This is a genomic window from Streptomyces sp. NPDC001617 (assembly GCF_053596855.1).
In genome coordinates, this window is the sequence record NZ_JBSFHA010000158.1 from 1 (window position 1) to 10,281 (window position 10,281).

At 68.7% G+C, this 10,281-nt stretch carries 11 protein-coding genes and 5 pseudogenes; 11 read left to right on the top strand and 5 right to left on the bottom strand.

Annotated features, from left to right (window positions below):
* The first annotated feature begins 218 nt into the window (after nucleotides 1-218).
* From ACWC09_RS51445 to ACWC09_RS51480, 8 genes and pseudogenes are all read left to right on the top strand, one after another.
* Nucleotides 219-692, top strand: coding sequence for an IS110 family transposase (locus tag ACWC09_RS51445; protein WP_450859115.1), 474 nt, complete (start codon nucleotides 219-221; stop codon nucleotides 690-692).
* Nucleotides 611-988, top strand: a pseudogene (locus ACWC09_RS51450) (transposase); the annotation flags it as partial. The gene ACWC09_RS51445 and the pseudogene ACWC09_RS51450, both read left to right, overlap by 82 nt.
* Before the next feature lie 714 nt (nucleotides 989-1,702).
* Entirely contained in the window at nucleotides 1,703-1,843 is a 141-nt protein-coding gene (locus ACWC09_RS51455) for a hypothetical protein (protein ID WP_450859102.1), read from the top strand.
* Between the two features lie 331 nt (nucleotides 1,844-2,174).
* A pseudogene (locus tag ACWC09_RS51460) lies at nucleotides 2,175-2,597 on the top strand (MFS transporter); the annotation flags it as partial.
* A 226-nt stretch (nucleotides 2,598-2,823) separates the two neighbouring features.
* The gene (locus ACWC09_RS51465; protein WP_450859117.1) at nucleotides 2,824-3,588 is read left to right on the top strand and encodes an MFS transporter; all 765 of its coding nucleotides are present in this window, start codon (nucleotides 2,824-2,826) and stop codon (nucleotides 3,586-3,588) included.
* A 128-nt stretch (nucleotides 3,589-3,716) separates the two neighbouring features.
* On the top strand, nucleotides 3,717-4,124 hold the full coding sequence (locus tag ACWC09_RS51470; protein WP_450859104.1) for a winged helix-turn-helix transcriptional regulator: 408 nt from the start codon (nucleotides 3,717-3,719) through the stop codon (nucleotides 4,122-4,124).
* A 13-nt stretch (nucleotides 4,125-4,137) separates the two neighbouring features.
* Nucleotides 4,138-4,416, top strand: a pseudogene (locus tag ACWC09_RS51475) (LLM class flavin-dependent oxidoreductase); the annotation flags it as partial.
* Complete coding sequence (locus tag ACWC09_RS51480) at nucleotides 4,412-4,822, top strand: SbtR family transcriptional regulator (protein ID WP_450859119.1); 411 nt, start codon at nucleotides 4,412-4,414, stop codon at nucleotides 4,820-4,822. The pseudogene ACWC09_RS51475 and the gene ACWC09_RS51480, both read left to right, overlap by 5 nt.
* A gap of 82 nt (nucleotides 4,823-4,904) precedes the next feature.
* Here the strand turns inward: ACWC09_RS51480 and ACWC09_RS51485 are convergent, their stop codons facing one another.
* From ACWC09_RS51485 to ACWC09_RS51495, 3 genes are read right to left on the bottom strand one after another with little or no spacing between them, the layout of a single operon-like run.
* The gene (locus tag ACWC09_RS51485) at nucleotides 4,905-5,099 is read right to left on the bottom strand and encodes a hypothetical protein (protein ID WP_450859106.1); all 195 of its coding nucleotides are present in this window, start codon (nucleotides 5,097-5,099) and stop codon (nucleotides 4,905-4,907) included.
* Nucleotides 5,100-5,128: 29 nt separating this feature from the next.
* The gene (locus tag ACWC09_RS51490) at nucleotides 5,129-5,893 is read right to left on the bottom strand and encodes an SDR family NAD(P)-dependent oxidoreductase (RefSeq protein WP_450859108.1); all 765 of its coding nucleotides are present in this window, start codon (nucleotides 5,891-5,893) and stop codon (nucleotides 5,129-5,131) included.
* Nucleotides 5,886-6,827: an NADP-dependent oxidoreductase gene (locus tag ACWC09_RS51495; protein WP_450859109.1), complete on the bottom strand. Its 942-nt coding sequence runs from the start codon at nucleotides 6,825-6,827 to the stop codon at nucleotides 5,886-5,888. Before ACWC09_RS51495 ends, ACWC09_RS51490 begins: the two co-directional genes overlap by 8 nt.
* Before the next feature lie 142 nt (nucleotides 6,828-6,969).
* Here ACWC09_RS51495 and ACWC09_RS51500 point away from each other — a divergent pair, with 142 nt between their 5' ends.
* The gene (locus tag ACWC09_RS51500; protein ID WP_450859110.1) at nucleotides 6,970-7,878 is read left to right on the top strand and encodes a helix-turn-helix transcriptional regulator; all 909 of its coding nucleotides are present in this window, start codon (nucleotides 6,970-6,972) and stop codon (nucleotides 7,876-7,878) included.
* Here ACWC09_RS51500 and ACWC09_RS51505 read toward each other — a convergent pair.
* Nucleotides 7,818-8,249 carry a nuclear transport factor 2 family protein gene (locus ACWC09_RS51505; RefSeq protein WP_450859112.1) on the bottom strand — a complete coding sequence of 144 codons (432 nt, stop codon included), beginning with the start codon at nucleotides 8,247-8,249 and terminating at the stop codon, nucleotides 7,818-7,820. The genes ACWC09_RS51500 and ACWC09_RS51505 overlap by 61 nt on opposite strands.
* Before the next feature lie 140 nt (nucleotides 8,250-8,389).
* On the opposite strand from ACWC09_RS51505, the gene ACWC09_RS51510 reads away from it, so the two are divergent.
* Nucleotides 8,390-8,743, top strand: a complete 354-nt coding sequence (locus tag ACWC09_RS51510; protein WP_450859113.1) for a hypothetical protein — start codon at nucleotides 8,390-8,392, stop codon at nucleotides 8,741-8,743.
* Here the strand turns inward: ACWC09_RS51510 and ACWC09_RS51515 are convergent.
* Nucleotides 8,707-8,814: pseudogene (locus tag ACWC09_RS51515) on the bottom strand (DUF6009 family protein); the annotation flags it as partial. The gene ACWC09_RS51510 and the pseudogene ACWC09_RS51515 overlap by 37 nt on opposite strands.
* Nucleotides 8,815-9,231: 417 nt before the next feature.
* On the opposite strand from ACWC09_RS51515, the pseudogene ACWC09_RS51520 reads away from it, so the two are divergent.
* Nucleotides 9,232-10,123, top strand: a pseudogene (locus ACWC09_RS51520) (Sir2 family NAD-dependent protein deacetylase); the annotation flags it as partial.
* Nucleotides 10,124-10,281: the final 158 nt, after the last annotated feature.

The following is a 10,281-nucleotide window of genomic DNA, read 5'->3' on the forward strand; positions in this document are numbered from 1 at the left end:
GCGACGGCGGCGAGGGCGCCAAGTACTCATAGTGGGCCCTGGGTTGGGACGACACTCCCCGTGAGGGGTGACGGACGTCGTCCCCCGAAGACCCGGGGAGGCATGTGATGACGGAGTTTGTCGGTGGTCTGTCGCAGGCCGAGTACATGACGCGAGTGCGGGACCTTCCGCAGAGGCGGTGCCTGGTCGTCGCCGTGGACGTCGGTAAGCGCAGTGCGATGGGCCTGATCGCCGATCACTGTGGACGGATCTCCGGCGAGCCGGTCGACTTCGCGTTGACCCGGCCGGGGGCCGAGGCTCTGGAGCTGGCCATCCGGTCGGCAGTCCGACAGAGTGACGCAGTCAGCGTCCGAGTCGGGATCGAAGCCGCGGGCCACTACCACCGAGCCCTCGCCGCCCGGCTGCGGGAAGGGGGATTCGACGTCGTCGAGCTGAATCCGTACCAGGTCAAGCTCGCTCGCGGGCAGATGGGGCAAGCCCGGGTCAAGACCGACCTGCGTGACTGCATGGCCATGATCGAGATGCTGGTCCGCGGCCAGGGCTGGCCGCTGCGCGCAAGCGAGGCGGCGATGGCCGAACAACGGGCCTGGGTGGCTCACCGGAGGCGGAAACTGCACGCGGTGAAGACGCCGCCACGGAGCGGTTCCTGGAGTTCCAGGAGGCGTGGGGGAAGAAGTATCCGGCGATCGTGAAGCTGTGGTCGGACGCCTGGGCCGAGTTCGTGCCCTTCCTCTCCTTCGACGTCGAGATCCGCAAGGTCATCTGCAGCACGAACGCGATCGAGAGCGTCAACGCCCGCATCCGCAGGGCCGTCCGCGCCCGCGGACACTTCCCCAACGAGGCCGCCGCCCTCAAGTGCATCTACATGGCACTGATGAGCCTGGACCCGACGGGGAAGGGCCGCAAGAGGTGGACCATGCGCTGGAAGTCACCACTCAACGCGTTCCAGATCGCCTTCGAGGGCCGCCTGACCCCGAGCAACAACTGACCACTCAACAACCTAGATCAGCCGTTAAATTGACACACCCCCCCTCGGCACAGAAGGACCTGAGCTTCTCCGACGGCAACCGCCTCGGCCTCACCGTCCGCTTCAAACCCATCACAGGGGCCTGACCAGCACACTCACACAGCGCTCCGTGTCAGCATCCAAAAGTTGAGCCAGAGCCCTTTGAAGTGAACAAAGGCACACGGTGTCTGCCTCGCGGGCCGGCCTGAAGGACTGGCTACCTCGACCAGGACCGAGTGCGGACCGTGAGCCGCACGCCTTGCGGATCCTCGGCGACGCCAGCAGCGCCGTCGTCCTGTTCGTCGACGCTCAGGAAATAGTGGGTGCGGCACTCCGTGCCATGGCCGCCCGCCGCCATCCCGTGGCGGACCTGTGCCGCCGTCCGGCAGATCAGTACCGGTTCAGCCTCGGCAGGGAAACCCGTGCGGCAGAAACCGCCCGTCGCCCCGTCCCTGCCTATGCGTGCTTCGAAACACGGGCAGAAGGTCTGCCGACTCTCGCGAGCTGTCTGCCCGTGCTCTGGGTGTGTTCATTCGGTCTGTACGGGCCTTGGGGCTCGTCGTCTTCTGGTTTCTCTTTTGCTAACGCCCCGCTGGCACGATCCACCGATGACGGAGAAAACAGCTCCCCGGCGTTCGGCGGATGTGCCGAAGTTCCTCAGCCTAACGGGTTACTGGCGTCAAGGAGACGAAAGTCATGAAGAAGACCGAGGTCGTGATGGTCGGCGACGACCCGACGGGGCTGCTGCTGGGCCGGCAGGACCACCCGGCGGGAGACGGATCGGGTGCCGATCTCGGATGTAAACGGATTCCTCATTCGACAACTCGGCCGGCGTGATGGGAAACAGGTTTTCCTCCCTTCCGTCACTCTCCTCATACTCACGCCGCGTCGATCAAGCCTGACTACTCAACGGAAACGGCACTCGACAACGTGCCACCCGTCCTTTGTGCCCATCCCATCCGGACGAGAACCGGATGTGACAACCCACGTCCTTTCCCTGTCCAGGTGAATTACCTTTCCGCACCCCTCACCCATCTTTTGGAGTTCTCCCTTGTCTACCGACAGCACCACCACGACCCCCGGGCGGCCGGGTACCGATGCGTCCGGGGCCTCCCCGGGCGGCCGGCACCTCGGCCTGGCGCTCTTCGTGATCGCCACGGCTCAGCTGATGGTGATCCTCGACGCCACGATCACCAACATCGCCCTGCCCGCCATCCAGACCGACCTGGATGTCTCCAGCGGGAACCTGGCGTGGATCGTCAACTCCTACGCCCTCGCCTTCGGCGGACTGATGCTGCTCGGCGGCAAAGCGGGTGACCTCTTCGGCCGGCGGCGCATCTTCCAGGCAGGCATCGCCGTCTTCACCCTCGCCTCACTGCTGGGCGGACTCGCCCCCAACGAGAGCCTGTTGATCGGCACCCGCATCCTCCAGGGCATCGGCGCCGCCCTCGCCGCACCCAACGCACTGGCCCTGATCACCACCACCTTCCCGGCCGGCAAGTCCCGCAACACCGCCATGGGCGTGTACGCGGCCATGGGCGGCGTCGGTGCCACGGTCGGACTGCTGATGGGCGGCACGCTGACCGACGCGCTCAACTGGCGCTGGGTGTTCTTCGTCAACATCCCCATCGGCCTGGCCGTCCTCGCCGGCACCAAGAGCCTCGTCGAGGCGGAGCGCCACCCCGGCCGCCTGGACGTCCCCGGCGCCATCACCGGCACCGGCGGCCTGATCGCCCTCGTCCGGCATCACACGCGGCGGCGAGCACGGCTGGACGACCGGCCTGACGCTGGCGTCCTTCGCGACGGCCGCCGTACTCCTGGCGGCGTTCCTCATCATCCAGGCGCGCGCCGCGGACCCGATGATGCCGCTGCGGCTGTTCAAGGACCGCAACCGCTCCGGCAGTTTCGGCACGATGCTGTTCATCGGTGCGGGCCTGTTCGCCATGTTCTACTTCCTGACGCTCTACATGCAGCTGATCCTCGGCTACAGCGCCATCAAGACCGGCTTCGCCTTCCTGCCCTTCACGATAGGCATGGGGACCGCCGCCGGCATGAGCTCCAAGTTGATCACCCGCCTGTCTCCCCGGCTGATCGCCGGACCGGGCCTGCTGGTCGCCTCGGCTGGCATGCTCTGGTTCGCCGCCCTGGAGCCCGACTCCTCGTACGCCGGACATCTGCTGCCGGCGATGTTCGTCACCGCGGTCGGGCTCGGCATGAGCTTCGTCCCGATGACGCTGGGCGCGGTGAGCGGGGTCGACCACCAGGACACCGGTATGGCCTCGGCGCTCCTCAACACCGCCCAGCAGATCGGCGGGGCACTCGGGCTCGCGGTCCTGTCGACGATCTCCACCTCGGCGGCGAACGACAAGCTGCCCGATGCCGCCAACTCCCTCTTCAGGGGGCTGGCCACCCAGGACCTCGCCCTGGTCGCGAAGGCCGGTGACGCGCTGACCCACGGCTACACCATGGCCTTCTTCGCCTCGGGCGCCATGTTCCTGGGCGGACTGGCGGTCACGTTCCTGGCCATCAACGCGGGCAAGCAGGAGCACACCGAGGGCGCGGCGCCCGTCCACATGGGCTGACCGCGGCCTCTGTCCACCCGGGCCGATCCCGCACAGGGCGGCGTACCGCGCCCGGCACGATCACGACGCCGTATGGCGGAGGCGCCGCACCGCACCGCGACGCCTCCGCCGTACAGGAACGGACACACATGACGACCCCTCGGCGTATCGAGTCCGTGCACTGGTCCGGACTCCCGCAGCCACCCGAGTCCGTCCTCGCCCTCACCCGGGCCTTCGCCCTACTGGGAACACCCTGGAACGGTCTGATCATCACGGCTCTGGCCAAGGGCCAGGCAGACTTCACCCGGGTGCGCGAGCGGGTCCCCGGCATCAGCGACCACACGCTCACCGACCGTCTTCAGGAACTGACCACGGTCGGCCTCATCACCCGGAACACCCACCCGGGACCGCCTCCCCGCAGCCAGTACGCCCTGACTCCTCACGGCGACGCCTTCCTCATCCCCCTGGCTGCCCTGACCGTGTGGGCACACGGCCACCTCCCGGCGAGGGACTCGCAGGGTCGGCCACCATGCCCACCCCCACAGGAGACACCGTGAAAACACTTGTCTGGTGCAGCAGTGCCACCCCGCGACGCCCTCGGAGCGACACTCCGGGCGCCCGATCGGTTGGGACGTCCACGCCTATCAGGCCATGCTGCGCACCTACGAGGACATCGCCCGCTGGGCCGACGCGTTCGGCTTCGACGGGTTCGGCAGCGCGGAACACCACTTCCAGACCGAGAGCGGCGAGAGCATGCCCAACAGCCTGCTGCTCTACGCGAAACTCGCGGCGCAGACCAGGCAGATCATGTTCGCTCCGATGTCCCTCGTACCCCCCGCCCGCAATCCCGTGCGCGTGGCCGGCCTTCCAGGGCTACGTGCTTTACATCCTCGAAGAGCACGCCGCCGACCTGGGTTTCAGCGAAGTCCTGCTCTCCTCGCGCGGCCGAAGCGACCTGTTCGGCACCGAGAAACAACGCGCCTTCCGCGCCTCAATGCAGTTGGTGGCCCGCGCCCGCGAGGCCGGAGCCATCCGGCCCGACTTCCACCACAGCGATCTGTACATACTCCAGCACGCCACCACCGGACTCGTCCGCGCGACCCAACGCGCCGCACCCCTGGCCTGGAAACGCCTCAGCCAGTACATGCTCCAAGCCTTCCGCAAGGAGAGCGCCGAGGCACTCACCCCACCTCGAAGGTCTGGCTCCGCGCCCAGCGCATCAACGAGTCCTGACACCCGGCCCGGAGCGGCGTGATCTGGCTGACCACCCTCGACCTCCACAGCAGCACCCGACGGACATCAGCTCCCGCTGCTCGTCTCGGGACTCGGCCTGCTCATCACGCCGGCTCCGCCGCCGTCAACACCATGCAGGAGGTCGGCTGCTCCCTGGGCACCGTACTGCTCAACGTGGTCAAGCAGTACGAGGCCTGGGCATCGACGAACTGTTCTTCAACCCGACTACCGAAGACCTTGACCAGGTCGAACGGCTGGCCGAAGTCGTACGGGAGCGGTCTCCACGGCAGCTTGCCCACCGGCTGATGGGCAAGCTGCCGTGGAGCGGTCAGACGATCTCAGTCTGCCCGCCGTCGACCACCAGGTTGGCGCCGTTGACGAACGAGGCGTCCTCGGAGGCCAGGAAGGCGATGGCGGCAGCGATCTCCGATTCGAGACCGAGTCGCCCAGCGGGTATGAGGGGTATGACGGCCTCGGCCTGCTCGCGGTTCACCCCCGCAGCCTCGAAGGCGGGTGTGTAGACCACGCCGGGACTGATGGCATTGACCCGGATGCGTCGCTCGCGCAGCTCGTTGGCCCAGGTGCGGGCCATGGACTGCTGGGCGGACTTCATGGCGGCGTAGGCCCCGAGACCGGGGCTGCCCCGCTCTCCCTCGATGGAGCTCATCAAGACGATGGATCCGCCCTCGGGCATCAGGGGCAGTGCCTTCTGAACGGTGAACGCCACGCCGCGCAGGTTGAGGGCGTACGACGCGTCGAGCTCTCCGCCCGTGTAGCTCTCAAGGGTGCCGAAGAACGGGGCGCCGGCGTTGGCGACCACCACGTCCACCTGTCCGTCGCGCTCGGCGACCGTGGCGTAGAGCTGGTCGAGATCGTCGTTGACGGTGACGTCGGCGCGGACGGCGACCGCGGCAGGCCCCAGCCGGGCGACCGCGGCGTCGAGCTCGGACTGTCGACGGCCGACGAGGTAGACGGTGGCGCCCTCGGCGACGAACCGTTCGGCGGCGCCGAGTCCCAGGCCGGTGGAGCCCCCGGTGAGGACCACCGTGCGCCCTTCGAATCGCTTTATCGCGGCAACGCTGCTCTCACTCATGGTTCGGGACCAGGACGATCCGGCCTCGGAGCCCGCCCTCGGCGAGGGCCTGGTGGGCATTGGCGATCTGCTCCAGCGGATAGGTCTGGGCCACCCGCAGGCTGATCAGACCGGCGCCCGCATAGGCGGCCAGCTTGGCCAGGCGCTCGGCGTCGGTGTGCCAGGCCAGATTGGTCATCCGCACCTGGCGGCGCGCCATGGGCGCGGAGTTGAGCAGCGACACGAACGCACCGCCGTGCCGTACGGCGTCCGCCGCCCCGGCGGCCAGGTTGGCCGCGTCGACCGCGCCGTCCACGCCACCGGGCACCAGCCTGCGCACCGTGGGCACCAGGTCGTCGTCGCGCGAGACGAAAAGCTCCGCGCCGGCCTCCAGGACGAGCTTTTCGTCGGCCGGCCTGGCCTGGGCGATCACCCTCAGCCCCCGCAGCCGAGCGAGTTCCACCGTGAAGAGCCCCACCCCGCCGGCAGCACCCGACACCAGCAGCCACTGCCCCGGCTCCAAGGCCAACGCGTCCAGCGCCTGGTCCGCGGTGGTGGCGTTCAGTCCGACCGTGGCCAGCTGCACCAGGTCGGTACCATTCGGCGCCGGAGCGAGTTCCCACTCTTCCAGTACGACGTACTCGGCCTGGGTTCCGAGCGGCCGGTCCAGCCGCTCCTGAGTGCCGAGGACGGCGTCCCCGACGGCGAACCTGGTGACACCCTCGCCGAGGGCGGTGACGGTGCCGGCCACATCCGTGCCGAGGCCGAACTGCGGGCGCGCTCCGGTCGCGCCGTACTGAATGTTGAGCCCCATGCGCACGATGACGTCGGCGAAGTTGACCGTCGCGGCGGCCACCTTGACCAGGACCTCTCCGGGCCCCGGTTCGGGTGTCGCCACGTCGACGATCTCGATCGCCTCGGGGCCACCGACCTCTTTGACTACTGCTGCGCGCATCTGTCCTGTCTTCCTCTCTGGGCGTCCCGTGTGGAACCGCAGGTCCGACGTTGGTCCACCGATGAGGTTCGAGGAAGGTCCGCTGTTACCTGGGTCCAGCAGGGCCAGGCTGGTCTGCCATCGGCGGCGTACCGTCGATGGGGTGGAGACGAGTATCGGTGCGTTCCTGCGCACCCGACGCGAGCGCATCACGCCTGAACAGGCGGGGCTGCCGCCCAGCCTCACCCGGCGGCGGGTACCGGGGCTGCGACGCGAGGAGGTCGCCCTGCTCGCCGGTGTCAGCCCGGACTATTACCAGCGCCTGGAGCAGGGGCGTACCGCGCACGTCTCCGACCAGGTGCTCGACGCCGTCGCGCAGGCGCTCTCCCTTTCGGACGTCGAGACCGAGCACCTTCGCAACCTCGCTCGCCCCGGTCGAACCGGCGCCGAGGGGAGAGCGACGCGCCGGGTGGCGGCAGTGCCCGACGAGCCGCTGGTCCGGCTGCTGGAGGCCATGGGGGACGCGCCCGCGGTGCTGCTCGACGCCCGTCTCGACATCGTGGCGACGAACGCCGCGGCCGAGGCCGTGTTCGACGTGAGCGGCATGCCGCAGCCCCGCAACGCGGCACGAGAGCTCTTCCTGCACCCCGAGGCACGAGCACGGTATGCGAACTGGGACGCGATCGCCGCCGAGACCGTCGCCCAGCTGCGCCTGCTGACAGGACGCCGGCCCGACGACGCCAAGCTGGCCGCGCTCGTCGGTGAGCTGGCCATCCGCAGCGAGCCTTTCCGGCAACTGTGGGCGACCGGCGACGTACGGGAGAAGCGGTTGGGCGTCGCCCGTATCGTGCACCCGATCGTCGGCGCACTCGAGTTCGACTACCACACGCTGACCGTGCCCGCACGTCCCGACCGCTCACTCATCACCTATCTGCCGCGGCTCGGCTCACCGACGGCCGAGGCCCTCGGGATGCTGCTGAGCTGGGTCGCCAACCGACCCGACCCGACCGGTCAGGAAGTGCCCGCCGCAGCATCGGAATCCGACGGGGACGCGAGCTCGGCAACCGCCTGAGCGTCCTTGTAGTAGACGTCGATGTGGCGGATCCGTCCGTCGGCGAAGCGATAGAGCTCGACGTTGCCGCTGGTCGCCCGCTGCCCGGTCGTCCGGGAGGTGAACTCGACGTCGAACGTGACGATCACGCCGATCTCGGCATTTCCGGTGTCGTGGAACACCTGGTCATGCGACTTGAGGTCGAAGTGAGATGTCAGGATTCCGAACATCTCCAGGAATCCCTCCAAGCCGCGATAGGTACCGGCGTACGGCGTGCCGATGGCCTGGTCGATCGTGAACTCGGGGTGCAGGCAATTCTTGATTCCCTCGATATCACCGCGGGCGGCGGCCGCAAACAGCCCCTTCACTACTTCTACCTGCTGTGCGCTCATCATTCCGTCCCAGTTGCTGTAGTGCTCCGGCGTTTATGCAGCGCACGTTATCGGGCGGTCCGGCAGGCTGCCTGGTCCTGTCAGACCCAGGGTCCAGCCGTCCGTGGCTGCGCCGGGGAAAGCGTCCTAGCGTCAGATCCATGAACATCTCGGTATCGGATTCAGCCGGTTCCACGCCTGTCCCGGACAGCGATTTCGACCGTGAACTGGCGGGACGCCTTGCGGCGGTACGCGCAGGCATGGAGAAAGCCGGCCTCGACGTTTTGGTGTGTGCCGATTCCGGTGGCTGGTTCCAGCCGTCCGGTGCGACGCGTTATCTGACCGGATTCGCTTTCGGGCCCATGGCCGGTGTCATTGAGCAGGCAGCAGTCGTCGTCCCCGCGCAGGGGCCGCCGGTACTGGTCGTGCCCCAGGGACCACGGGGTGGTATCGCGGCGTGGGCGCGCCGGTCAGCGCAAGGTGCGGGTTCGGCCTGGTCGTCGAGGAGGGTGTAGCCGACCAAGCGGCCGTCGCGCGCGTAGGGGGGTTTGGTGTTGCGGCGGCGGGTCTTGTCGAGGGCCTGGCGGCCGCCAGTCCCCCGGCCGTGTAGGCGGCCTTGTTGAGCATCTCAGTGAAGGCCGCGCCCTCGGGCATGGCCGCGCACTCGGCGACCTTCAGCAGCAGCGGGTCCAGGACGCGGGTGCGCGCGCTGGGGACCGGGGACGGCGGCTTTGGGGAATCCCGCGACGTGAGACGGCTGGCCGCGGCTGGAGCGTATGTCCGGTCCAGTGGTCGTGGGCCTCTACCAGGGCGTAGACGGTGTCGTCGCCGTAGACGCCCACCTCGCCGCCACCCGGACGGACTAGATGTTCTGCCCCAGGAGTCCGGCCGCTCGCAGTGCCAGGCGGTAAGGACGCGGGCGGCGATGACGCGCGGGCGGGGCACAGCGGCACGCGCGGGATGTCCCACTCCGAGCCAACGGCGCCATCGCCGGCGGAAGCTCACGGAGTCGGGCATCCCCGACTACCGGGGCGAGGGCGGGAACCTTACCCGGCACACTCCGATGACCTACCAGGACTTCACCGCCAGCGCCCGGGCACGACGCCGGTACTGGGCGCGCAGCCACCTCGGCTGGCGCACCTTCGGCCGCGCCCGCTCCAACGCCGCTCACCGGGCCGTGGGCCGCGTTCGGGCGCCACGGCCTGCTCTCGGGTGTAGTCACCCAGAACGTCGACGGCCTGCACCAGGCCGCCGGCAGCGAGGGCATCGTGGAACTCCACGGAAGCCTGGACCGGGTCGTCCGTCTTTCCTGCGGCGCCTTCAGCCCGCGCTGCGAACTCGCCCGGCGGCTGGAGGAGGCCAATGTGGGCTTTGAGCCGGTGGCCGCCGGAATCAAGCCGGACGGTGACGCCGACCTCACCGACGACCAGGTCGGGGACTTCCGCGTGGTGCCCTGCACGGTCTGCGGCGGCATCCTCAAACCGGACGTGGTGTTCTTCGGCGAAGCCGTTCCACCGCGGTGGGTCGAGCACTGCCGCAAGCTGGTCCGTGAGGCGGCCTTGCTGCTGGTCCTGGGGCCCTCCCTGACGGTCATGTCCGGGCTCCGGTTCGTCCGCCAGGCGGCCCAAGCCGGGTTGCCGGTGCTGTTCGTCAACCGGGAGCCGACTCGGGGCGACCCGCACGCCATCACCCGAGTCGCGCTCCCGCTGGGAACGGCCCTCACCACCATGGCCGACCGGCTGGGCATCCCCGCCAACGACGAGGCGGCGCCCCGGCCCCGTACGCCACCGCCACCGCAGCGGGCAACGACGCCGCCCAGGCCAGCACCGCCACCGTTTCCGGCGCCAGCCGCAGCGACCGGATCTCTCCTGAAACTCCATCGACCGCGGCCTTAACCTCGGGCTTTCACGAGCGGTGCCGTCTACCGCTTGCTCAGAGACGCGAGAAGTGCTCCTGAACTGCAACGATGAGACCTGTGGAGGATCCTGGCCGTTGATGTCGAAGGAGCACTTCTCAGGTGAAGGCCGCATGTCCGCGTCCAGCGTCACGGGTG